Raw genomic sequence first — 23,153 nt, 5'->3', positions numbered from 1 at the left:
TTTTGAATCTTAATGCAGATTTTTCTGGAGGTTAATGTTTGTCTTTTTCAGTTCTTTCTCTGATTCCGAGAAAATCTTTGCTATTTCTTTCTCAGGCAGTTTTATTCCTTTTCCTGCATATTTACTTTCGACGTACAGCTCGGTCAAATCTCTAAAGTGTCGAAACTTTTTCCCGGATATCAACTCGTACGGAGTGAGATGTTCCTTTCCTGGAAAATATTTCCACCTCAGGAAGAGGTACGCGTCTTCTAACGTGTGTATTACTCTTCGTTCAGTGTGATGTTCCTTTTCTTCAATATCTTCTTTTTCTTCCTCTCTCGATTCTTCCGTTTCAATTTCTTCGCTCGACGTTTTCAACGTTCTAAGGAAGAGCTTCAAAGTGGTGTGGAAGAACAATACCACCACGAAAAGAGAAACAGCGGTTAAAACCCATCTTACCGAATTCCACGAAGGATTTCTTTCGATTTCAACGACGGTCACAGATGCGGAAGAGGTGGACGAAAGCATCTGACCTACTGGTGTGAGCTCTGGAATTCCTACGTCGAGGTTCACGTTCTGAACCACCATGTTCACGAACAACACGAACAGATAAAAGCTAACCACAAAAACACCGAGAGCGGCAAAGACGTAATGTGACACCTTTAAATTCATTCGAAACTCTTTGAAGAAAACAACAACGAGTAGCACCACACCTGCCACAGCGACCCAGAAAATGACTTCCCAGAGAAGTTTCATAGCAAGACTACCACTCTGGGTGAATTTTTCTATCACGACCACAACGTTTTTCACCATCTGTTGGACCGATTCACCACTTTCTGGCTGATGCGTTTCTGGAAGAAGGAATGGAAGTCTGAATTCTGGAACAAAAGCCAGAAGTGGAATCACAGAAGCGTAGAGGAACTTCTTCTCATGAAGGAAAAAGAGGGCCATAGCTCCGGAGACAAAAAGGAATGAAGATGGATTTTTCTCAAATATCAACGAAAGCACGAAAAAGAAGGCCAGCGAATACACTTTTGACCTTTCATTTTCGAAATCTGAAAACACAAGGAAGAAAGTAACTATGAGAGATGCGAAAACCAGGTCTTTTTCTTTCGAAAGTATCCAGAGGAGGATCCCTGAGACCGGAAGAACGATCAGGTAGGCTCTGGAGATTCTCTTTAGTATCGCCGTTACCGCTGAGCCTGAAAGGAGCAACAGAGAGTAGAGGTTGATATCTTTCATCAGAACCAGAAGTAAAGCGCTACCAAACAACACATCATGGAACACTTTCTACAACCTCCTGAACGGTCATGTTCTCCCGCACTCCCCTCACGATCACGTGGTTCTCTTCGAGCAGCTTCACCTTTTCCAGAAGATCGAGGAGATCCTTCCTCATGAGGAGATAGCTCCTGAAAGGCTTCGTGTTTGGATCGCGTAAACCGTATGGTATGACAAATACGATCAATTTTGAAACCTGAGACCTCACTCTGAGAAGTAAGGGAAGCTCCTGCTCCGTCAGGTGTACGCAGAAAAGGAGAACAGTATCTGAAGGATCAAATACGACCGTCTCCAGGACACTCTTCGTATCGAAACGAGAATTGTCCGTTCCTCTCACGGTGGCGAGCAGTTCAAAATCCATCACCCAGTCTCGATCGTGATTCTTCCAGATTTCTTCACCTATGACCGTTAATTCCACTGGTGTGTGACGTTCTTTCAGGTCTTTCACCACGCTCGCCACGAACCGCACCGCTTCCTCTTCGTAGTACCTCCTCAGTTCTTTCCAGACCTCTCCCAGCTGGACATCTCTTGGAAGGTTCAGATCGAGAAAAATCTTCACCCTTCCCAGCGCGGTGTGGTCGTGCTCTTTCACGAGCAACCTTCCATATCTCGCGGAGGCTTTCCAGTGTATTCTGTTCATCGGTTCTCCGTTGTAATCTCTGAGTCCCTTCAGCATCGTGTTGTCCTCGAGAAGTCTCTGGGGGCTTTTTCTACCCGGCAGGAGCTCTTTCAGGGCCTCTTTGTAGAATTCGATCGGCACGTACTCGGGAAAAACGATCACCTCGTCCTCTGCGTTGAACTCCTTTTCCACAGAAAAAGTTGCGAACGTGTCCTCGATTTTTATAGAAAATCCCTTCAGGATCTTTCTTCCACGTGTTCCAAACGAGAAAATGAACACCAGCTTTTCTGAAGAAGATGGTGTCAGAGAAACTTCTTCGGTGTCTTTTTTGAAAAATCTGACGGGAGAAAAACTCGGGTTGAGTTTCATCGAAATCCGCAAATGACCAGAATATCTGATCTTGTAGATCATCTCTGCCTTTTCATCCACGAAGAGTCTGGTTTTTGTGATGTGCCTTTCTATCTTTATTTTTGGAATGGCCTTCAGAGTCAAGAGAAGATCCAGCCACCTCGTTGCGGTAAAGAAAACCATCAGAAGAAAAATGTTGTTCTGTGTGAGGATCCATACTGCAACGGAAAAGATTGTGAGAATCACAAGTGGTTTCTTTCTTACCCTCATTTGACCACCTTCACACGGTCGAGAATTTCTCTCACTATATCCTCCTTTTTCTCCCTTTTGAGTTTGGACTCCGCAGACTGGATCACTCTGTGGGGTATCACGTACACAGCGGCTCTTTTCACGTCGTCTGGAAGGGTAAAATCTCTCCCATCCATGAAAGCGAGAGCCATGGAAAAGTGCATGAGGGCTATACTTCCACGGGGGCTCATGCCCAAAAGAAGCGATGGGTGATTTCTTGTGGCACTGGCTATATCGACGATGTATTTCTTCACTTCGTCGCTCACAAAAACATTCCTCACCTTTTTTTGAAGTTCTGAAAGCTCATCAGGGTTCATGACCGGTTCCAGCTGGCTTATGGGATGCTCTTTTTCTTGGGATGTGAGCATCTGAATCTCTGCTTCCTCATCGGGATACCCCATCTTCACACAGATCATGAAACGGTCGAGCTGAGCTTCCGGGAGAGGGAAGGTCCCTTCGTACTCGATTGGGTTTTGTGTGGCGATCACGAAGAATCTCTCAGAAAGCCTATGTGTGACTCCATCCACGGTCACTTGACCTTCTGCCATTGCCTCAAGGAGCGCAGATTGTGTTCTCGGTGTTGCCCTGTTTATCTCGTCCGCGAGGAGAACATCGGTGAACACGGGCCCCTTTTTAAAGACAAAGTCTTCCTTCTTTCTATCGTATATGTACAGACCTGTGAGATCCGTTGGAAGGAGGTCCGGTGTGAACTGAACTCGTCTGAAGTCCACTCCAAGGGATAGCGCAAGGGCTCTTGCAAGCATCGTCTTTCCTACTCCCGGCACATCTTCCATGAGAACGTGTCCTTTTGCGAGAAGCGCTGCGACAACAACTTCGATAGCTTCTCTCTTTCCTTTTATCACCTTTTCGATGTTGTTTATCACCCGCTCTATCAACCGAGGATCCCTCCAGATAGAAGTATTTGCATACTTCAAAGTATACCAGTTTTTCTATCAAATTCTCAATTTTTCGAATACACGTTGAATTTTAATGCAGAAATTTCGCCAGTACTGGTGTATAATTTTTCAGAAGAAAAGATATTCCAGGAGGTGTGGTCGTGAATCTAGAAGGCAAGATCTCAAAGATAGGCCAAAACATGAAATCCTCCATCATCAGGGAAATTCTCAAATTTGCCGCGGACAAAGACGCCATTTCTTTCGGAGGGGGAGTACCCGATCCTGAGACTTTCCCGAGAAAAGAACTCGCAGAAATCGCAAAGGAAATCATAGAAAAAGAGTACCATTACACTCTTCAGTACTCCACAACAGAAGGAGATCCCGTTCTTAAACAGCAAATTTTGAAGCTTCTGGAGAGGATGTACGGCATCACAGGACTCGACGAAGACAATCTGATATTCACCGTTGGATCCCAGCAGGCGCTGGATCTCATTGGAAAGCTCTTCCTCGACGATGAGAGTTACTGCGTTCTCGATGATCCCGCGTACCTCGGAGCCATAAACGCGTTCAGGCAGTATCTTGCGAACTTCGTTGTGGTCCCGCTCGAAGACGACGGAATGGATCTCAACGTTCTGGAAAGAAAGCTTTCTGAATTCGACAAAAACGGAAAGATAAAACAGGTGAAGTTCATCTACGTTGTTTCAAATTTCCACAACCCAGCGGGAGTCACAACTTCTCTGGAAAAGAGAAAAGCGCTCGTCGAGATCGCAGAGAAGTACGACCTCTTCATAGTGGAAGACGATCCCTACGGTGCTTTGAGGTACGAAGGAGAAACTGTGGATCCCATCTTCAAGATAGGTGGACCAGAAAGAGTGGTTCTTCTCAACACGTTCAGCAAAGTCCTCGCTCCGGGTCTCAGAATAGGAATGGTGGCGGGAAGCAAGGAGTTCATCAGAAAGATCGTTCAGGCGAAGCAGTCAGCGGATCTGTGCAGTCCCGCTATCACTCATCGTCTCGCTGCCCGTTATTTGGAGAGGTACGATCTTCTCGAGCAGTTGAAACCCACCATCGAACTCTACAGAAGAAAGAGAACGGTGATGCTCAACGCTCTCGAAGAGTACTTCTCCGACATACCAGGCGTGAAATGGGTGAAATCGGAAGGCGGTCTCTTCATCTGGCTCACCCTTCCTGAGGGTTTCGACACCTGGGAGATGTTCGAGTACGCAAAGAGAAAGAAGGTGTTTTACGTTCCTGGAAGGGTTTTCAAAGTGTACGACGAGCCGAGTCCCTCTATGAGGCTTTCCTTCTGTCTGCCGCCGGATGAAAAGATCGTTGAAGGGATCAAAAGGCTCAGGGAAGTTGTCCTCGAGTACGGCAAGGAAAAACACCTTCTGTGAGGAGTGAGAGAATGTTTCTGGAAAAACTGGTTGAGATGGCTCGGGGAAAAGGAAAAAAGCTCGCGGTTGCGGCTGCGAACGATGATCACGTGATAGAAGCCGTATACAGGGCTTGGAGGGAGAGAGTGTGCGAGCCCGTTCTGTTCGGTCCAGAGGAAGAGATCACCAGGATCATCGAGGAACTCGTCCCTGAATGGAAGAACCCTCAAATCATAGATTGTCCCCCAGAAGAAGCGGGAAGACTCGCTGTGGAGGCCGTTTCAAAGGGAGAATGCGATTTTCTCATGAAGGGAAAGATAAAGACAGGAGATTTGATGAAGATCTATCTGGACGAAAGGTACGGTCTTCGAACGGGAAAGACGATGGCGATGGTGAGCGTGATGGAGATACCCGATTTTCCGAGGCCTCTCATCATCTCCGATCCCGGTATGCTGATAAGCCCCACTCTGGAACAGAAGGTGGACATGATAGAACACTGTGTTCGAGTGGCAAACGTCATGGGTTTAGAAACACCGAAAGTTGCCGTTGTCGGTGCCATAGAAGTTGTGAATCCAAAGATGCCCATCACGATGGAAGCGGCCATCCTCTCGAAGATGAACCAGAGAGGGCAGATAAAGGGATGTATCGTCGATGGTCCCTTCGCGCTGGACAACGTTGTGTCGGAAGAAGCGGCGAAAAAGAAAGGGATACAAAGCCCTGTGGCGGGAAAAGCCGACATCCTGATACTGCCAGATATAGAGGCGGCGAACATTCTGTACAAAGCTCTGGTTTTTCTTGCTAAAGCGAAATCCGCGTCTACCATTCTTGGTGGGAAAGTCCCTGTAGTTCTCACATCACGTGCAGACTCGGAAGAAACGAAGTTTTATTCCATAGCCCTCTCGGCGGTCTTCGCTTAGAAGACACACTTTTTCAGAACATCGAGGAGGATCAGGTTGGAGAGAAAGCCGTATCTCTCGTAGTTTTTTCTGAACTCTTCTTCCGTTTCTCTGCCGCATATGTCAACGATCGTCTTTATGGCGAGGAACTTTTTCTCGTTTTCATAGCACACCTTTGCCACGGCGGCGGAATCCATATCGACACAGAGGGCTCCCGTTCTTCTTTTTATCTCCTCGGCTTTCTCCTTCACTGTCACAAAGGCGTCCCCGCTTGCTATCAATCCCGTTTTGATCTCTCTGTTTGAATAAGCGATCACCTTGTCTTCAAGATCCTCACTGCCCGAGACGATGATTCCTTCATCACCAAGGGCCGTTTCGAAATCATACTCAACGTAGGAATCTCCTATCACGACATCCCCAACTTCAACACCTTCCAGACCACCGGCGTTTCCCGTTAGAAAAACAGCATCTATGTTGAACCTATCCAGAAAAGCCTGAGTAACGAGCGCGGCTTCGACCTTCCCAATGAAACCGTAGCTCACGACCACCTCGTTTCTTCCTACAACTCCCCGCTGGTAGTATCTTTTCAAGAGACGTCCTTTTTCCAGGACTTCCATCTCTTTGAGCATGGGTTCCACTTCTATTTTGAACACACCGAGAACCAGGATCACGTTCCCACCTCCAGATGAGAAAAAGGGGCGCAGTGCCCCTTCACTCTCTCTGTCCAAGATACCTGTCTAGCTGGAAGATCACAGACATCTGACCATTTGCCTTTTCTAAAAGATCGAGGATTTCTCTCACTTGATCTTCTTCTTCCACCTGCTCGTCAACGAACCATTTGAGGAAACTCACGGTGGCGTGATCTTTCTCTTCCGAAGCGAGTTCCAGGATGTTGTAAATCGACTGGGTGACGAATTCTTCGTGTTTCAGAGCCGCTTCAAAGGCGTCTTTTATTCCATTCCAATTCGAAGGTGGCTTCTCTATGGCTTCGAGTTCGACCCTTCCTCCTCTTTCGTAGATGTATTCGTAGAACTTCATCGCGTGAGTGAGCTCTTCCTGCGCTTGCTTTTTCATCCAGTGGGCAAAACCCTTGAATCCTTCAGCGTCGAAGTAAGTTGCCATCGAAAGATAGAGATAGGAAGAGTAGATCTCCCTGTTCAACTGATCGTTGAGCGCTTTTCTCACTTTTTCTGAGATAACCATCATCTCACCTCCTACTGTACAATTCTACCACTTGCCACAGTTTTGCCACATTTTTCTGTTAATAATCAAAATGGGGGTGATACGATGAGGAATGGTTTCACGATCGTAGAGCTTTTGATAACTATAGCTGTTCTTCTCATCGGAATACTCTTGGTTCTGGGATTCACAGCGAGAACAATTGTTGCCACTGTTCAGTCGTTTACCACGATCGAGTTAGCGGACGATCTTTTGAAAGCAGCGATGGAAATAAGAAAGGAGATTTTGAAAGCAGGTCCCAGAGCGGATCAGATTTATCCGGAAAATCCTGAAAAAATTTCTTTCCTTGTGAACGTTCCTTTCGGTGGAGAAAAGTACTATTCCAGGAACTACACATACACCATTGCATTTGAAAAACCGGACATCAAATTGTACATCTTCCAGGAAGATTCGAACAGCACAGATACGAGGATACTCGTGACAGATATTTCAACCTGCACATTTTTGGCGGGTACCGGTACTGTCTCTTTTGTTATAGGAAAAGAAAAACACAACATCGAAAGAACCTATTTTATGAGCGTAGCACTTCCCAATCTGAAGTGAAGGGGTGATCTTTATGAGGAATGGTTCCATTCTTGTGACCACTGTGATAATTCTGGTCATCGTTTCCGTTCTGGGAATCTCTGTGTTCTTCGCGTTCAATCAATACCGTGAAAATGTGGAATTGACCGCTCAGAGACTGGAGGCTACTTACAGAGCTTCGAACATTTTGAACCTTGGTGTTGCCTGTCTAAAAAAACACTTCGGTTTTTTGGGGATGGAAATCAACTGGTCCACTGGAAGTGTGACATGGTTTGATGATTTCAGAAAAAGAGTTCTGCTTCAGTCAGATGGAGATGCCTGGGAGAATGTGTTCTCATTGCTGGACACAGAAAAATACTACAATCTTTCTTCAGACATCGATTTCTCTACTGAAGCATCAAAATTGGGATTTTCTAACTTTGAAGCAGTAGCCATTCCGTTCAAGAACAACCCGTTCTTTGCTCTGCTTGTTGTAAGAGCACAAGTCGGAAAGGCTGTGGTTTATAAATACGCTGTTCTTTCTTCAGACTTTCTGAACAAGTACGCGTATTTCACAGAAAAAGAAACAAGACCGGATGGAGATAAGATATACTTCATCACCCAAGATATTATCGATGGGCCTTTCAGATCCAACGATGTGATACACGTGAAAGGAGAGCCTCTTTTCAAAGGAAGCGTGGAGTTCAAGGATATCGATTTGGAAGCAGGAGAAGGTCCAAGATACGAAAATCCGCCTCCGAAGTATCTGACGGAAGAGGACATAAAGAAATACAACATAGAAAAGATAAAAGACTATTACTCACAACAGATCGAGAGAATAGTAAAGCCAGCGTCTGAAGTTGTTCTTTCGAGTGAACCAGTTGGGATAGAACTTCCGTCGATTAATGAATTCGTTGAAAGTTGGGAAGAAAAAGAGAATGACAAGACCATATATTACAAAAAACAACGAGAAATTGTTTACACGCTAGAGTTCAATACTCCGAAAGGAAGTAGTGGGAATGATTACTTGATAAAAGTATCATACAAGGAAGTTTACAGAATCTACAAGAGTGAAGACCAGGAAAAATGGAATTTTGTTAGAGAAGAGGTGTTAGGTGAGGGAGAACTTTTCCACATCAAATCCAAACCAAACAGCGATCAATATCATCTTGTTCTCCAGGGGAATGAAGCAAGAGAATTTCTTGGCCTTGACAGAAACGAGTACGATATATACTTCAACGGTGTTATCAAAACAGACAACGATGTTTATCTGAAAAATATGAGCGAAGGGAACATAAAACCCATGTTCGTTGATGGAAGGTACACCATCGTTGCAAACAACATATATATAGAAGACCACATCATCTACAACGATTACAGAGAAGTTCTGGAAGAGATCGCCGATAAGGAAAAAATAAGCGGGAACTCTGATCAGAAGATCGCACAGGCTGTGATCAGAAAGCTCGGTGTGGACGGAAACATCGAAGAAGATTACTCAGAGCTTTTGAAAAATCACGAATCAGACGATTTCCTCAATCTGGTAGCGTACAAAAATGTGGTGATAACTGACAAAAAGCCTAATATGAAGATTTTTGCAAGTATATACGCTTTCACCGGAAGTTTTTATGTAAAAGGTTACAACGAAAAGGATTTCCTCAAGAACAATGAGCGTGAGCTTACTGAGCGTGAGCTTACTATTTTTGGTTCTCTTGCACAGTACGTGAGAGGAGCCGTTGGAACTTTCTATTGGTCAAGAGATGGCAAACCTACCATCAAAACTGGTTACCGTAAAAACTACATCTACGACTGGAGAATCCTCAAGGGGTTTTCTGTGTTTGGTACCCCCACTGTGCCGAAGGAATCGAACATACTCAATGTGAGAGAGGTGTATTGACATGAGAAATGGGAGTCTTATAGTTGAAACATTGATAAGTTTGTTTCTCATTCTTCTCACCGTCGTTATATTCACAACGATCATTGTGGGAGTGGCAAAAAATGTGACATTCACCGAAGAATCCATTGAAACCTTTCTTTTTACCAATTTTGCGTACGATTTTCTTTCCAAGTACGAGGTTGGACATGAGATAGAACAAGGTGTGTACGAAGAGATAAACAGAGAATTCTGGAAAGACAAATGGAACGATCAAAATCCTCCTTTTCCTCATATTGATCCTTCAGTTTCAACCGTTGAGGATGTTGCTTTGCCCAGCAGCAGTGACGTGAAATACAAAAAGATCACGTTGAAGATAAAAATCAACGAAGGAGCTTCAATAGAGAGAATTGTTATAATAGGGGATTAAATTTTCCTGCCAACTGACCGATATATATGAATGGAAGATTAGATTCGGAGGGATCCACGATGAGGATCGATCCCACGGATGGGAAAGGAAACGAGGTGCTTCGTAGAGAAATAACGAGAAGGGAGCTACATGTGAAAGAGAACGAGTCGACACCTGTTGCTGAGATGAAAAAACAGCAGGAAGAGGACGTTCAGAGAGCTATAGAAGAATTCTCGAAGAAGCTGGAGAAACTAAGAAAGATCTTCAGAGGAGAGGCTGAATTCAAATACGACAGCGAATTGAACATGGTGATTGTGAAGATAAAAGACACCGAAACAGGAGAGATCATAAGACAGATCCCTCCAGAGGTGATGGTGAAGATCGCAAAGAGCATAAACGAGCTGCTTGGGATCCTCGTAGACGAAAGGGTGTGATCGTATGGACCTGAGTAAAATAGCGAGCACCATAAATATGAGATATTACTCACAGCTGGGTGGTTTCCAGGTGGGGGGAGCTGTCAGCGGACTCGACACCCAGTCCATCATAAACGCTATTCTCGAAGCAGAAAGCCAGCCGCTTCAGAATCTCACAGAAAAGTACGAAAAGTACGAGCTCATGCAAGAAGCCTACACAGAAGTGAAGACCAAACTCAGAGAGTTCAGAGATCTGGTCTACAGTTTCAAACTCCAGAGTACCGTTGTCCAGAAAACAGCCGTTTCTTCCAGCTCTCTTCTTTCAGCTGAGGCTTCCTCTGTGGCCGTCACGGGTGTATACCATGTGAAGATCGTTCAGACCGCAACTTACACCACGTTGGCTGGAGCGAGTGAAGTTGTTCCACCTCCCGATTCAACGAAGACGTTTGGGGAACTCGATTACATGTACACACCTCAGGAAGGAACTGTAAGACTGTACAACAACGAAACGGGAAACTACGTGGAAGTCCAGGTTCTCTCCACAGATACCATAGACGATATTGTCAGCAAGTTAAACAGCGCTCTTTCCTCTGCTGGAATAACGGGAAGCGTCAGCTACGATACCAGCACCGGCAAAATCAGCATCACTTCCGATAAGAATTTCTCGCTCGTTGACATCACAGGAAACTTCACGAAGGTATTTCATCTGGATGAAGCCAGTCTGAACTACAGTGGAGGAAATTATTCTTTCACCAGCACCGCCTCTGTGAGCGGGCTTTCCACAGCGAAAACTCTTCAGCAGATTGCTACGTACACTTCAAAGACCATAATAAGCGGAAAGGTGAAGATAAACGGTGTGGAGATAGATGTGGATCAGAACGACACGTTGTCTTCTCTTATAGAGAAGATAAACGACAGCGAAGCCGGGGTTACCGCCAGTTATGATTACCATGCGAACAGAGTTGTGATCATTTCAAAGACCTCTGGTCCCGAGGCCATCACCCTGGAAGACACATACGGGACGGGTTTGTTCTCGCTTCTTGGAATAGAAAATCACAGTCTCTACGTGGGTCAGAAGGCTCATCTTCAGATCAGTATGGACGGCACGAACTGGGCGGATGTGTATTCAGACACGAATGACGTGGAGTACAACGGTGTCACTTTCCACATCTCTGGAATGACATCCGAGACGATCACCGTTGATGTGAGAGTCGACACGGATGCGATAGTTGAAAAGATAAAAGAATTCGTGGATAAATGGAACGAAACGATGGATTATCTGAACGAAAAGCTCACAGAAGAGTCGATAACTGACAAAGACGAAGAAGAGATGACAGAAGAAGAGAAGATGAAAGGGGTTCTGAAAGGAGATGATCTGTTAGAAGAGATCTTCTCTCGTCTCAGAGGATTCATCACGTATAAAGCCGAAGGAGACATAAACTATCTCTGGGAACTTGGGATCAGTACAGGAGACATAGGAACCGGATACGAGAACATGATGAAGGGTCATCTCGAAGTGGATGAGGAGAAACTGAAGCAGATAGTGGAAGAGGATCCGAACAAGGTGTGGGAATTCTTTGGTGGGGAGAACGGTTTTGCCACACAGCTCGACGATTATCTATGGGAACTGGTGAAATTCAACGGTAGAATCGACCAGGTCGCGGGAATAAGCGGTCGAATAGAAAGAGAACAGAGATTCCTCGCCACACAGATAGCGAGCTGGATTGAAAGGCTCTCCAAGAGAGAACAGGAACTCTGGAGGAAGTTTTCGGTCATGGAGGAAGTGATCTCTCAGCTTCAGTCCCAGGGAAGCTGGATCTCTCAGGCGTTGCAGGGCAGTAGCAACAAGTGATCACCCTTTCATACCACTCCTCACAAGACTTTTCACAAACAGGTTCTGAAGAGCGAGAAACATCACAACGGTTGGCGCTAGAGCAACCACGGTACCCGCCATTATTACACCCCAGTTGTTGGCTGATTCAGCCTGCATGAGCATCTTCACTCCTACCTGGACCGTTTTCATTTTGTCTTCCATGCTCACTATCAAAGGCCAGAGATACATGTTCCAGGCATAAACGAAGTTTATTATGGAAGCACCTGCTAACATGTGTTTTGAGAGGGGGATCAGCACTTTCCAGAAAAATTGCATGTAACTTGCTCCGTCTATAAGTGCAGCGTCCTGGAGTTCTCTTGGAATCGTAAGAAAATGCTGTCTCATGAGAAAGGTATTTGTTGCGCTTGCCATGAAAGGAATTGTCAGAGCCCAGTAAGTATTGACCCAGCCAAAGGTTTTCATGATCAGAAATAGGGGGAGAATCATAACAGTTTCTGCGGGAAGGAATAGAGTGGCAAACAAAGTAGCGAACATAATTTTTTTACTCTTGAAATTGAAATGAGAAAAAGCAAAACCCGCGAGCGCTCCAGTGGTAAGTTTTCCAAGCGTTATAAGTGATGCAACGATCAAGCTGTTCAAAAAAAGCCTTGCCAGCGGAACATATTTGAAAGCTTCTACATAATTTTTCCAGTAAAAACTCGTTGGAAAAAACTTCGGGGGGTATGAAAATACAGCCTCAGGTTTTTGAAAACTTATAGTTATCGCAAGAAACAATGGCAGAGCCATTATGAAAGTCACCATTACAAGAATTATTTCGTAGAGGATTGTGATTGATCTCTTCCTCCTCATGTTCTCTCCCCCATCATTGATAGTGGACCCTTCTTTCACCGAATTTGAAATAGAAGATCGTAACGATCGCCATTATCAGAAAAAGAATAACACTCTGTGCTGCGGCCGGGCCTATTTTCTGGAAGGCGAAGGCGTCGAGATACAATCTGTATATCAATGTGGTCGTGTAATTTCCCGGTCCACCTTTTGTGGTGACATCAATGATAGCAAAGGAGGAGAACATAAAACTTACAAGATTCATGATAACAAGATAGAAAGTAATCGGTGAAAGAAGCGGAAAAACGATTTTCCAGGTTCTGGCCCAGGAATTGGCTCCTTCCACAAGAGAGGCCTCTATCAATTCCTGAGGAATATCTTGAAGACCTGCAAGATAAAAGATAATATCGAAAGGAAGAGTTTTCCAGACAGTAGCTATTATAACTGCTATGAGTGCGTACGGCTTTGTGGTAAGCCACTCCACCTGTAGTCCAAAAAGTTTGGAAAGAATGTAGTTGACATGCCCTACAACAGGATTAAGCAGAAAAGACCAGAGAACACCTGCTATTGCTGGAGAAATAGCATAAGGAGTGAAAATCAGTGCCCTGAAAATTCTGTTTCCAGGGAGGTTCATATTCAGAAGCAGTGCTATAAAGAATGCAAGAAATATGGTCAGAAAGAGGGATGCAAGAACGTAAACAACCGTCACTTTTATGGCGTTTAAGTACTCTGGACTTTGAAACAACCTCTGGAAGTTTCTAAGCCCCACAAACACCATTCTGTTTCCAAATGGGGTAATTCTGTAGAAACTCAACCTCAAAGAATAAACAGCAGGCCAGTAGATAAAAAGAGTAATGATCACAAAAGTCGGAAGAAGGAGTAAGTACGGGAGAACTCTTTTCAATTTAATCCCCCCAGAAAAATGATAAGGAGTGAGGGGGAACACCCCTCACTCGTAGAGCTCGTTGTATTCTCTAATGGCTCTTGTAGCTTCTTTTTCAGCCCAAGCGAGAGCTTCTTCGGGCGTCATTTCTCCATTAATCATTTTTTCAATAGCGGTTTCTATTATGTCTCTCACCTCTGGGAATGGTCCTATGACAGCTCCTCTGGTGTTCGGTGTTTGAACCGACAACAGAAGCTGCAAAAGCGCCGTGAGATGATGAGGATATTCAGAATAGTAACCCTGGTAAAGAAGTGTCTCTACTGCGTCTTTTCTTACCGGGAAGTAACCTGTTCCAAGATGCCAGCGTATCTGTTGTTCTGGCTCCGCCATCCATTTCACGAACTCCCAGGCTGCTTTTATCTCCTCTTCTGGATGGCCTCCTATGATCCACAAGCTTCCACCACCTATTGGTGTTCCTCCAAGCTCAACTCCCTCTGGTTTTGGAAGGAACGCTGTTCCGAGCTCGAATCCGTTTTCCTTGGCAGCGTCCATCATCAGTTTCACGTCAGAGGTAGAACTGATGAGCATGGCAACTTTTTGAGAAATAAAGAGCTGTCTTGCTCCTGTCCAGTCTTCTTTTGTTGTGTTGATCATAAGACCTTCTTTTGTAAGTGTATCCCAGAGTTTGAGAAACCTGAGTGCCCCTTCGTGGTTGAAAACCGCCTTTGTTGCTCTTCCCGCTCTTCCATTTTCGTTGTCAACTAAAGGAGCATTCTGAAGAGCTACGAACTGTTCGAAGAACCAGCTGTGGAGTGGCCAAGTGATGCCAGCACGAACGATATTTCCTTTTTCATCTTTAACCGTGAGTTTTTTGCAGTATTCTATTAACTCATTGAATGTCCTGGGAGGTTTGTTTGGATCGAGACCCACTTCTTTGAAGAGGGTTTTATTGTAGTAGAGAATCGGATTTGAAGAGTTGAACGGCATCGAGTAGAGTTTCCCCTTCACTCTGTAGTAGTCCAGAACCTGTGGAAGGAATTTTCCAACATCGAAGGAAGGATCTTTCTCGATCAAATCACCAATTGGGACGGCTATACCACTGTCGATCATGAACTGGGTGCCAATTTCGTATATCTGAACAACGTGTGGAGGGGTTCCTCCCTGTACAGCTGCTACGAGTTTGTTCAGAGTATCTCTGTAGCTTCCGGTGTACTGAACTTCTACTTCAATGTCTGGATGGGTCTTCATAAAGTCCTCTGCCATGTTTTGAAGAAGTTCGATCCTCCATCCTCCCATGGCGTGCCAGAACTGAATCTTGACCTTTGCTAAACTGGTAACTACGAGAAGAATCATCAGAAGAACAAAAAACTTCTTCATAACATATCCCCCCTTTGAATAGGATTGATTTTGAAAAAAACAAAAAGCAACCCATCCAGGGTTGCTTCTCTAGTTCTCCCCCCGTGCCTTAGTATTTTACAACACAGAGATTGCCATGTCAATAATATGTTTCTTCGTAGAGAAACACAAAAAATACTCTATCTGTGATATAATGATAGTAAAATAACTCTAAAAAATTTCAAATTATTTTAAATAGATGGGAGGGGGGATTATGAGCATTTTTGTGAAAACCTTTGGCGGGACAAGGGTTATCAAAGACAATGATATCGTGAGCGCAAGAGACTGGCCATCACAAAAAGCGTTTGCCCTGTTCAGGTATCTCATTTTCAGAAGGAACGAAGAAGTGTCCGTCGAAGAGATCTACAACCTCTTTTGGGAAGACATGGACGACACATTCGCGAAATCCAATCTGAACACCACACTCCATATCATAAGGAAAACTACCGGAATAACGAGCGAAGAACTCTTTGTGAAGGGAGACCTCTGCTGTTTCTTCCCGGGAGGTGAAATCACCATAGACGCAGATATTTTCGAAGAGTGTCACAGAAATCTGATGAAAGCCACATCAGATGCTGAACGTGAAAAACTCCTTAAGAGGATGTTCGAGATTTACACAGGGCCATTTCTAGTCGAAGACATTTTCGCAGAATGGGTGCAGGAAATCAGAGAAATCTACGAATCGTGGTACTCAGATGTTCTAAAAGAGCTCTTCAAGTTGTATCTATCGAAAAAAGATTACGACGCCGCTCTCGAGATGGTAAACGCTTATTTTCAGAGAGAGCCTTACGACGAGGATATGTACTACAGAGCCATTGAAGTTCTTTTGAAAAAGGGTGATATCACAAGGGCAAAACGTGTATACGACAAGCTCTCGAGTCATCTTATGGAGATAGGGATCAAGCCTCGATTGAAATTCGATGACTTTCTCTCCAAAAGAGATTCAGAATTCATGCTGAACGGTAACAAAGCAGTGGTGGTCGATGAAAAGCTCTTTGAAAGATTCCTCTTTCTGGAGAGTCGAAGAAGAGAAAAATCCTTTGTCCTCGTCGAGGTGAAACTGACAGATAAGAGTATCAGCACTGAAGATGTTTCCCAAAGGGTAGCATCTCAGCTTCGAAAGGGAGACGTGATTACCTTCTCAGGTGAAACTATCCGAATTCTCTTCCACTGTCCCGAACAGCGTCGTCCAACAATGGAAAAACGTGTGGTAGACGCTCTTGAGAAAGTTGGAGTGAAGAAAGGTCAGTACGAAATTTCCTGAAAACACAGATCAAAAAATAGCGCCGCTGCCTCGCATTTGAAGCAGCGACGCTCAAAGAAATGTGGTTAATGAATGTATCGGGAGAAATGGGGATAGAGAAGGATCAAAATGAGTACCTCACCCCAACGAAAATCTTGTAGTTTGTAGAGTCATATGTTACTCCTAAAAGAACAGTTATATTCTTGCTAAGATCGTACCCTGCACTTAATGACACTTCCCACGGCGTTTCCTCGAGTGTCCAGTGACTTCTGAAAGAAAGGCTTGCGGAAAATCTGTTGAGTTTCAGATCCCCCCTACCCCACCAGAGTATTCCAGAGAATTTTGTGAAATCGAAGAGTGCGTACACACCAGCTGAAAGTGAAAGGTTTCCCACACTGGTACGATCTGAAAATCCTACTCCCAAATATCTGAACCGCCAGTAGATGGCCCCGAGTTTCAATTCTTCTCCAAACAGTTTCGTTTCTATGAGAAGTCCATCGGGAAAAGAAGCGGAAAAGTGGATGTTTTTGTTCAACCAGAGACTTACTCTGGCTTCTGGATGAGAGGAAAGCAGTATGAAACTCTCTTCAGATCTTTCTTCTTCTTCTTTACCCATGAACTCCTCAAGTCCAGAAACATTCCCCGCAACGAAGACTTTTTCTTCAGGAGGTTTTTCTACAACGAGAGACCTGCAGAAAACGATCATCCTGTGTTCTTTCTCATCCGTTTTGAATTTGGAGTAGGCTATCGGCTGGAAATCTTCCTGGGAAATCCAGAGTTTCGTTCGAAGATGCGCACCATCCAGTTTCATTTCGATCTCAGATAGAACGCTTTTTTTATCCAGTTGCTGTGGTGTTATCGAAAGGTACATTTCCTGGACCGTTGTCATCCCCTGTGTTACTGTGAGGATCTCCTCCCTTCCTACACGTACAACGGCAGGTTTTCCGAGGACAGTGAGGATCCAGGGTTTTGAAAGAATTCTGTAGGAATCGCGTATCACGGGAAATTTCACCTTTATAGAGAGTGGAAAAAGCTTCAATTCTACTGTATCACTCGAGTAGTGTATCGAACCCTCGCTGGACTCATCGGTACTGAGATAGAGCTCCTCCAGAGAAACTCCAGTTCCAGTGCTTTCTTTCACCTCTGCCATCACGAACTGATACATGATCATGGACTCTGAGAACACCGTTGCAACAGCGAGAATCAGAAAGATCATCAACGACCATTTCATAATCACTCACTTCCCTGGATTTCCGCCTTGATGAATATGTAGAGTTCTTTTTGGGAATCTTTTTTCGTCGTACCACCGAAGAGGTATCTTATGAGTGGAATCTTGTTCAGTATGGGCACTCCGGAGCTGGTCTGGGCGCTGTCTTCGATGGTGGCACCGGAGATCACAACAGTTTGACCGTTTTTCAGGAAAAGTGTTGTAGAGAGTTCGTTCTGTTTTACAGCAAATGTTCCGAGTTTTTCTCCTGCGAAGTGACTGACCTTTGGTGAGAGTGTGAGCTCGAGTTCCTCTTTGTCCATCACACGTGGCTGAATGTCGATGCTCACCCCAACGTCTATGGACTCGATCCTGCTCACCGCTCCTTCAGCCTGAAGGAGAACAACCTGTCTTTCCCCCAAGAAGAGAGAAGCCTTTTCTCCGCTCTTCACAATGATCCAGGGATCGGCTGTAATCTTTGCTTTCTGATCTTCCTCGAGAAGTTTCAATTGAGCTAGAATCTGACCGAAGACATCTGTCTGAACGTCGATGATACCTGTTACCAGACCGAGGGTGGCCGACCAGTTCTCGTTGAATTCCTGACCAGAGCCGAAGGAGTAATCTAAACTGTTCAACCCCAGTTCGTTCGAGTAATCTTTGGAAACTTCTGTGACGATCACGCTGATTTTCACCTGCGGTATCGGGATGTCTATCTTTTTGAGATCTTCTTCGAACTCCTGTATGATCTCTTCAGGTGCTGTGATGGTTACCATGTTGTTCTTCTCGTTGAATTTGACGTAGCTCTTGTAAACTGCTGGTAGAAGTTCCTGTGCGTCGGCTGTGGTTATGTATTTCAGCTTGTAGGTCTTTGTAACTGCAAGGTATCTGAAGGCAGGATTCGCTGGATCTGGTGATCCCACAAGATAAAAGCCGTCCATCTTCTTGAAAACGTATCCTCCAGGCATGAGGATCATCTTCAGTGCCTGTTCCAGGGGTACTTCGTTTAGCTCCATAGTGATGAAACCAGTCACAGTCGTGTCCGCTATGATTGGAATTCCTGTCTGCGCGGATATATCAGCGAGAGCATCCAGAATGTAGGTGTCCTGGAATATGTTGCTCACCAGGGGTTCCTCCTGTGCCGTCATCACCGCCGTTATCAACACGAATAAAACGAAACCGAGTTTTCTCATTCCCCATTCCTCCCTTCCATCTGGAAAGACTTTCTCAAAACGATCGGTGACTTACCGTAGTCGCACCTCGCGAGCAGTTCGTACTGACCTTCTTCCAGAACGACGGGTATGAAGATGCTGAAGATCCTCTTCGTTCCTGGAAGTACGGGATTCGTCGACGAGATCTCTTCCTGGATGAGACTTTCCACTTTTTCTGGTATTATGAGACCTTCGTCCGTCACCTGCTGAGGTGTGATCCTGTTCAAACCGAAAGTGATCTTCGGCAGAAGATGATAGTTCCCCGTGTTCTCAAAGACGATGTCCGCGTAAATACCATCTTCCTTCACGGTGTAAACCAGATCGGCGCTCGCTTCTTTAGTTATATCCTCGTCCTTTCCAGCGAACACGAGAAGATTTGCCCCCACTTCCGTCTGTAAACCACCTTCTGTTTTGAAGATCACATCTGCGTAATAACCTCCCGTGAAATCTTTTGGAATTCTCACGGCGACGCGCACGTTTCTGGACTGTCCAGGTCTCAAACTGAAAGAAGCTGGGGTGAGTTTGATCCACTCGGGAGGAGTACCCCTTTCTTCTTCCGGAAGGATCTCTCCGTAGAGGTCATAAACCAGGGGCAGAATCTTTCCTTCTACCTGAAGGGTCTCTTCTCCCAAGTTCGATACTTTCACTATCGCTGATCTGTAAGATCCTGGAATCGCTTTGATTTCGATATCTGCTGGATCCACGGTGATCATCACAGGATTTGCTTCCTCTTTCTCTTCTTTAGTCTCCACTTTTTCTGACGTTACTGTGAACGTGGTCTCTGCCACGATCGGTCTTCTTCCACCGTAATCGACAACGGCCCTCGCGACGTATTCTCCGGGAGGAAAGAATCTTCTTGTGATCGTTCTCATGTTGACCGTGATGTCGGGAAGAACAACACCTCTTCCCGCACCAAGAGGCATCTTCGCTATTGTTCGACCTTCTTTTGTCTTTATCGTGAGTGTACCCTTCGTGACGATGTGAACGTTGCTCTTGTTCAGCACGCCGAGCGTGAAGACAAGGGCACCATCGCCTATCTGCATCCTTATGGAAGGTATATCATCGGACCTCTCCACTTTGAAGTAAGCGGGAAATGCCTCTATCCTCTTTCTCGTTCCGGAAACAACGATTTCTAAAAAACTCGCCATTCTGTATTTGAATTCGATCTCACCGTATGCTCCCTCTTCGGCGGGTCTTTGTGTCTCCTGCGATTGGGGCGTCTGGATTTCAAAGGTAACGGCACCGTAGAGTCCTCCAGAAACACCCCTTGGAATGTTCACCGTAACGATGACAGTTTTGGTTTCTTTGGGAGGAACGGTGATCGTGTCGGGTTCCACCTTCACCCACCTTGCGATCGAATATTTTGTGCTTCCCGGCTGTTTCAGGTCGTACGCTCCATCCTCAGTTTCCGTTATGTCCATCACCATCGCTTTCAGTGTGATGGATTCGAATTCGCTGTCGTTCTCCAGAAAGATCTCGTAGTTGAAACTCGTTCCCGGGTTCACGGTTTTACTCACCACGATGGGATCCATTCTAACGGAGATACCCTGCGCGAGAAAAACACCACTCATCAGAATCAAAACCATTAAACTTATCCTTCTCATCCCCATCACTCTCCCATAAAAAAATAAAAGGCGAGGGAAGACCCCTCGCCTTCCTTTTTTGAAAGATTTATCTCTGGTTGTTCACGTATTTTTCAAGATCATCCGCGTAGTTTCCTTCGTCGTCTATCCACGGCTTCTGATTCTTAAGGGTGAGCATTATTATTCCAGAATCTCTATAGGTGGATGCGCTGTTGCATCTTACAACGTGTATCCTGTTCCAGAGTTTGTAGGTTGCTCCATTGTGAAGAACTCGGCTGTCAGGTACCAGGAGCTCAACACTGTTCAAATCAGGTGCTGGTGTCCAGTTGTCTTCTGGTATACTATAAACCTGCTGACCAAAAGCGTATTCCACTTCAATGGTATCGTTGACACTCGTTCCTGTCGCGTACTTCAGGTGATCAAACCCGCTGAAAGTGATCTCAAGATCGCTGTTGCTCTGAAGCGTGGCTGTGATACAATTGGCAACGTACGTTCCGGGTTTCCTCACGAACCAGGTCCATTTCGTTCCCGTGAGATTCCAGTGCACCCACTGGGCAACCTGAACTTCGAGAGTCATGGGAATTTCCCATACGTGTCTGTTGCAGTGGCCACTATCACCCATACTGACGAACGCTTTCGCGTTATCTGGGTCTCCCTCATAAGCGTAAACGTCTACAAATCCAGCGAAGAACATGGAACTCACTACCAAAGCCAGCATAATCAACAAAAGTCTTCTCATACCAATCCCCTCCTCAATTATCCTCGATAGAGTTCATTACCTATCATTGACTTCCTCTTTCTCATCTTTCACTGGTCACGTAATTTTCAAGATCTTCCACATAGTTTCCTTCCTCGTCGATCCACGGTTTTTGATTCTGGAGTGTCAGATAGATGTATCCGGTGTTTCTGTAGGTGGACGCACTGTTACAGTTAACCACTTTGATTCTGTTCCAGAGGTAGAAAAGCATACCGTTGTGGAGCGCCTCGCTGTCAACCAGTGTGTAGGAAAGATTGTTGACGTCTGGTGCTCTCACCCAGCTGTTCTGATCTGGCATACCTTCTGTTGTCATCACTGTGTAATAAGCTTCGATCTCTGGATTGACACTGCTTGTTCCTGTGTAGGTTGGATCGTCGAATCCGCTGAAGCTCACAATAACATCACCGTTGCTCGCGATTGTTCCTGTAACAGAGTTCGCGTAGTAATCTCCGGGTTTTCTCACGAACCAGGTCCACTTCGTTGCGCTCAGACTCCACTCGAGCCACTGGGCGACCTGAACCTCCGTTGTGAACTCAATCTGCCACTCGGGTTTGTTACAGGATCCATCGGCCGGGAACGCACTGAATGCCCTCGCCAGATCGTTTGTTGCAGGCAGACTGATGTACTGACCATTCTCGTACTTCCAGACTTCGAGTGCTGACTGTGCCAGTGCAAACGTGAACAGTGCTCCCATCAAAACTAACCAGAGTAACTTTCTCATAAAAATCCCCTCCTTCTACTCACCTTTCAGGTGAGACATCGATGTAGAGTTTCGAATTGTTGATGGTGAAGGTTATAACACCCGTGCTGGTGTAGGTGTCCGCTGACAGACTCCTTGGAACGTTGATTTTTTGCCACAGAGAGAAGCTGTCTTCTAGAAAACTGAGGTCGTCGAACCACTCTGTGGGAATCTCGTCACCATAGGCCACTTTCAGATCCACACTATCTTTCTCGTTCGAAGGATCGGGAAAATTCACGTAGATGGAAAGGTGTGTGTTCGCTTCAACTTCGAGCACTTTCGCAACGTACACGCCGGGTTTCTTCACAAACCAGGTGACCCTTGTACCGCTCAGATGGATCTTTACACACTGTGAAAGCCTTCCTCCCCATGCGGTTTCTTCTCTTCCGCTGCTGTTTACAACTCCATGAAGGAGGATGTAGTATTTGTTGTTCAGTCTGTTCAACCTGGTGAAACTGTTTTGGAAAAGAAAGGAGAGAGGAACCTCGAAGGTGTAGGTGCTCACAGGTGAGTCGAATTCTTCCTTGAACGGAAACTGACCCGGTGCCTGATTTCCCTCGGGCTCTTCGGAGAGAACGTTGAGATGTGTTTCTTCCAGATACCACTCATCGTCGATATCCACTCTGACGTAGAGGTATTCTGAATCGTTCCAGACGGTGACGGTTCCCACCACTGTGTTCTGGCCTGCCCAGAAGCTGAAGAGTTCCTCCCCATCTCCCAGATCGTATTCCATGTAGTAGTACCACTGACCCTTTCCGCGATAGGAGTTCATTTCAACTACGCTCCCTGTGGTTTGTCTCTGAGCAGGTGGGAGAACGAACACGTCTTTTTTGACCTCCTTTTCCCACCTCCCGAGTTCTTTGTTATATTTGTAGATCGTTGTGGAAAAAGAAAAAGCGAAAAGAAAAACAATGAGTATCCCCAATCCCCACTTTCTCACGGTACCGCCTCCTACGTTTCAAACTCTATTCAAATGAATGAAACAGAGTTGAAATTGAAAGAAATTTTCAATGAGTGTTCAATGAAAAAACAATAAAAACTGGTAGACTTCCAATGGGAGGTGATAGACGTGGAAGTGAAGATAGAAAAGCCCACACCCGAGAAACTCAAGGAACTCAGCGTTGAGAAATGGCCCATCTGGGAAAAAGAGGTCAGCGAGTTCGATTGGTACTACGATACGAACGAGACCTGCTACATACTGGAAGGCAAGGTGGAAGTCACAACAGAGGATGGAAAAAAGTACGTCATAGAGAAAGGTGATCTCGTCACCTTTCCGAAAGGTTTGAGGTGCAGGTGGAAGGTTTTAGAGCCGGTCAGAAAGCACTACAACCTCTTCTGAACTTGAAACCTTCTGGAAAGTGTTGTAG

General features: G+C 45.4%; 23 protein-coding genes. 9 read left to right on the top strand and 14 right to left on the bottom strand.

What is annotated here, in order from left to right; all coding sequences use genetic code 11:
• Positions 1-9: 9 nt before the first annotated feature.
• Genes TM_RS05760 through TM_RS05750 form a run of 3 tightly spaced genes read right to left on the bottom strand, consistent with a single transcriptional unit; the run spans position 10 to position 3,408 of the window.
• Positions 10-1,266: a hypothetical protein gene (locus TM_RS05760; RefSeq protein ID WP_004080273.1), complete on the bottom strand. Its 1,257-nt coding sequence runs from the start codon at positions 1,264-1,266 to the stop codon at positions 10-12.
• Positions 1,256-2,494: a DUF58 domain-containing protein gene (locus tag TM_RS05755; protein ID WP_004080274.1), complete on the bottom strand. Its 1,239-nt coding sequence runs from the start codon at positions 2,492-2,494 to the stop codon at positions 1,256-1,258. The genes TM_RS05760 and TM_RS05755 overlap by 11 nt, the downstream gene beginning before the upstream one ends.
• Entirely contained in the window at positions 2,491-3,408 is a 918-nt protein-coding gene (locus TM_RS05750) for an AAA family ATPase (protein ID WP_004080275.1), read from the bottom strand. Before TM_RS05750 ends, TM_RS05755 begins: the two co-directional genes overlap by 4 nt.
• Positions 3,409-3,569: 161 nt before the next feature.
• Between TM_RS05750 and TM_RS05745 the strand changes: the two genes are divergently transcribed.
• On the top strand, positions 3,570-4,805 hold the full coding sequence (locus TM_RS05745; protein WP_004080276.1) for a PLP-dependent aminotransferase family protein: 1,236 nt from the start codon (positions 3,570-3,572) through the stop codon (positions 4,803-4,805).
• An 11-nt stretch (positions 4,806-4,816) separates the two neighbouring features.
• Positions 4,817-5,701: a phosphate acetyltransferase gene (locus TM_RS05740; RefSeq protein WP_004080280.1), complete on the top strand. Its 885-nt coding sequence runs from the start codon at positions 4,817-4,819 to the stop codon at positions 5,699-5,701.
• On the opposite strand, the gene mtnN is transcribed toward TM_RS05740, so the two are convergent.
• Positions 5,698-6,351 (bottom strand): 5'-methylthioadenosine/S-adenosylhomocysteine nucleosidase, encoded by a 654-nt coding sequence (gene mtnN, locus TM_RS05735; protein WP_004080281.1) that lies wholly within the window; start codon positions 6,349-6,351, stop codon positions 5,698-5,700. The two genes, TM_RS05740 and mtnN, sit on opposite strands and share 4 nt — an antisense overlap.
• A gap of 40 nt (positions 6,352-6,391) precedes the next feature.
• A complete protein-coding gene (locus TM_RS05730; protein ID WP_004080283.1) occupies positions 6,392-6,883 on the bottom strand; it encodes a ferritin in 492 nt (163 codons plus the stop codon).
• An 84-nt stretch (positions 6,884-6,967) separates the two neighbouring features.
• Here TM_RS05730 and TM_RS05725 point away from each other — a divergent pair, with 84 nt between their 5' ends.
• From TM_RS05725 to fliD, 5 genes are read left to right on the top strand one after another with little or no spacing between them, the layout of a single operon-like run.
• The gene (locus tag TM_RS05725; RefSeq protein WP_004080285.1) at positions 6,968-7,462 is read left to right on the top strand and encodes a prepilin-type N-terminal cleavage/methylation domain-containing protein; all 495 of its coding nucleotides are present in this window, start codon (positions 6,968-6,970) and stop codon (positions 7,460-7,462) included.
• A gap of 13 nt (positions 7,463-7,475) precedes the next feature.
• Positions 7,476-9,314, top strand: a complete 1,839-nt coding sequence (locus TM_RS05720; protein ID WP_004080287.1) for a hypothetical protein — start codon at positions 7,476-7,478, stop codon at positions 9,312-9,314.
• 1 nt (position 9,315) lies between these two features.
• The gene (locus tag TM_RS05715; RefSeq protein ID WP_004080292.1) at positions 9,316-9,720 is read left to right on the top strand and encodes a hypothetical protein; all 405 of its coding nucleotides are present in this window, start codon (positions 9,316-9,318) and stop codon (positions 9,718-9,720) included.
• A 59-nt stretch (positions 9,721-9,779) separates the two neighbouring features.
• Positions 9,780-10,133, top strand: a complete 354-nt coding sequence (locus TM_RS05710; RefSeq protein ID WP_004080293.1) for a flagellar protein FlaG — start codon at positions 9,780-9,782, stop codon at positions 10,131-10,133.
• A 4-nt stretch (positions 10,134-10,137) separates the two neighbouring features.
• Entirely contained in the window at positions 10,138-11,964 is a 1,827-nt protein-coding gene (gene fliD / locus TM_RS05705) for a flagellar filament capping protein FliD (protein WP_004080294.1), read from the top strand.
• Here the strand turns inward: fliD and TM_RS05700 are convergent, their stop codons facing one another.
• Genes TM_RS05700 through TM_RS05690 form a run of 3 tightly spaced genes read right to left on the bottom strand, consistent with a single transcriptional unit; the run spans position 11,965 to position 15,031 of the window.
• The gene (locus tag TM_RS05700) at positions 11,965-12,795 is read right to left on the bottom strand and encodes a carbohydrate ABC transporter permease (protein WP_004080295.1); all 831 of its coding nucleotides are present in this window, start codon (positions 12,793-12,795) and stop codon (positions 11,965-11,967) included.
• A 13-nt stretch (positions 12,796-12,808) separates the two neighbouring features.
• Positions 12,809-13,675 carry a carbohydrate ABC transporter permease gene (locus TM_RS05695; protein ID WP_004080296.1) on the bottom strand — a complete coding sequence of 289 codons (867 nt, stop codon included), beginning with the start codon at positions 13,673-13,675 and terminating at the stop codon, positions 12,809-12,811.
• A gap of 45 nt (positions 13,676-13,720) precedes the next feature.
• Positions 13,721-15,031, bottom strand: a complete 1,311-nt coding sequence (locus tag TM_RS05690; protein WP_004080298.1) for an ABC transporter substrate-binding protein — start codon at positions 15,029-15,031, stop codon at positions 13,721-13,723.
• 232 nt (positions 15,032-15,263) lie between these two features.
• Between TM_RS05690 and TM_RS05685 the strand changes: the two genes are divergently transcribed.
• On the top strand, positions 15,264-16,313 hold the full coding sequence (locus tag TM_RS05685; protein ID WP_004080300.1) for an AfsR/SARP family transcriptional regulator: 1,050 nt from the start codon (positions 15,264-15,266) through the stop codon (positions 16,311-16,313).
• 103 nt (positions 16,314-16,416) lie between these two features.
• Here the strand turns inward: TM_RS05685 and TM_RS05680 are convergent, their stop codons facing one another.
• The 6 genes from TM_RS05680 to TM_RS05655 all read right to left on the bottom strand — a co-directional run bounded on the left by TM_RS05680 (position 16,417) and on the right by TM_RS05655 (position 22,726).
• Positions 16,417-17,523, bottom strand: coding sequence for a hypothetical protein (locus TM_RS05680; RefSeq protein ID WP_004080302.1), 1,107 nt, complete (start codon positions 17,521-17,523; stop codon positions 16,417-16,419).
• Between the two features lie 2 nt (positions 17,524-17,525).
• Entirely contained in the window at positions 17,526-18,689 is a 1,164-nt protein-coding gene (locus tag TM_RS05675; protein ID WP_004080304.1) for a general secretion pathway protein GspD, read from the bottom strand.
• The gene (locus TM_RS05670; RefSeq protein ID WP_010865266.1) at positions 18,686-20,317 is read right to left on the bottom strand and encodes a WxL protein peptidoglycan domain-containing protein; all 1,632 of its coding nucleotides are present in this window, start codon (positions 20,315-20,317) and stop codon (positions 18,686-18,688) included. Before TM_RS05670 ends, TM_RS05675 begins: the two co-directional genes overlap by 4 nt.
• A 61-nt stretch (positions 20,318-20,378) precedes the next feature.
• Positions 20,379-21,029 carry a hypothetical protein gene (locus tag TM_RS05665; RefSeq protein WP_004080308.1) on the bottom strand — a complete coding sequence of 217 codons (651 nt, stop codon included), beginning with the start codon at positions 21,027-21,029 and terminating at the stop codon, positions 20,379-20,381.
• 61 nt (positions 21,030-21,090) lie between these two features.
• Entirely contained in the window at positions 21,091-21,768 is a 678-nt protein-coding gene (locus TM_RS05660; protein WP_004080310.1) for a hypothetical protein, read from the bottom strand.
• 19 nt (positions 21,769-21,787) lie between these two features.
• Positions 21,788-22,726, bottom strand: coding sequence for a hypothetical protein (locus TM_RS05655; RefSeq protein ID WP_004080312.1), 939 nt, complete (start codon positions 22,724-22,726; stop codon positions 21,788-21,790).
• 129 nt (positions 22,727-22,855) lie between these two features.
• Between TM_RS05655 and TM_RS05650 the strand changes: the two genes are divergently transcribed.
• The gene (locus tag TM_RS05650) at positions 22,856-23,125 is read left to right on the top strand and encodes a cupin domain-containing protein (protein WP_004080314.1); all 270 of its coding nucleotides are present in this window, start codon (positions 22,856-22,858) and stop codon (positions 23,123-23,125) included.
• Positions 23,126-23,153 lie beyond the last annotated feature (28 nt).

This window comes from Thermotoga maritima MSB8, assembly GCF_000008545.1.
Classification (GTDB): domain Bacteria; phylum Thermotogota; class Thermotogae; order Thermotogales; family Thermotogaceae; genus Thermotoga; species Thermotoga maritima.
This window is presented reverse-complemented; position numbering and strand designations above follow the sequence as displayed.

Coding starts and splice junctions, on each gene's coding strand:
- TM_RS05665 (WP_004080308.1), bottom strand. CDS start 21,029: ATGAGAAGACTTTTGTTGATTATGCTGGCTTTGGTAGTGAGTTCCATG.
- TM_RS05690 (WP_004080298.1), bottom strand. CDS start 15,031: ATGAAGAAGTTTTTTGTTCTTCTGATGATTCTTCTCGTAGTTACCAGT.
- TM_RS05740 (WP_004080280.1), top strand. CDS start 4,817: ATGTTTCTGGAAAAACTGGTTGAGATGGCTCGGGGAAAAGGAAAAAAG.
- TM_RS05680 (WP_004080302.1), bottom strand. CDS start 17,523: ATGAAATGGTCGTTGATGATCTTTCTGATTCTCGCTGTTGCAACGGTG.
- TM_RS05730 (WP_004080283.1), bottom strand. CDS start 6,883: ATGGTTATCTCAGAAAAAGTGAGAAAAGCGCTCAACGATCAGTTGAAC.
- TM_RS05660 (WP_004080310.1), bottom strand. CDS start 21,768: ATGAGAAAGTTACTCTGGTTAGTTTTGATGGGAGCACTGTTCACGTTT.
- TM_RS05675 (WP_004080304.1), bottom strand. CDS start 18,689: ATGAGAAAACTCGGTTTCGTTTTATTCGTGTTGATAACGGCGGTGATG.
- TM_RS05670 (WP_010865266.1), bottom strand. CDS start 20,317: ATGGGGATGAGAAGGATAAGTTTAATGGTTTTGATTCTGATGAGTGGT.
- TM_RS05720 (WP_004080287.1), top strand. CDS start 7,476: ATGAGGAATGGTTCCATTCTTGTGACCACTGTGATAATTCTGGTCATC.
- TM_RS05700 (WP_004080295.1), bottom strand. CDS start 12,795: ATGAGGAGGAAGAGATCAATCACAATCCTCTACGAAATAATTCTTGTA.
- TM_RS05710 (WP_004080293.1), top strand. CDS start 9,780: ATGAGGATCGATCCCACGGATGGGAAAGGAAACGAGGTGCTTCGTAGA.
- fliD (WP_004080294.1), top strand. CDS start 10,138: ATGGACCTGAGTAAAATAGCGAGCACCATAAATATGAGATATTACTCA.
- TM_RS05755 (WP_004080274.1), bottom strand. CDS start 2,494: ATGAGGGTAAGAAAGAAACCACTTGTGATTCTCACAATCTTTTCCGTT.
- TM_RS05685 (WP_004080300.1), top strand. CDS start 15,264: ATGAGCATTTTTGTGAAAACCTTTGGCGGGACAAGGGTTATCAAAGAC.
- TM_RS05715 (WP_004080292.1), top strand. CDS start 9,316: ATGAGAAATGGGAGTCTTATAGTTGAAACATTGATAAGTTTGTTTCTC.
- TM_RS05725 (WP_004080285.1), top strand. CDS start 6,968: ATGAGGAATGGTTTCACGATCGTAGAGCTTTTGATAACTATAGCTGTT.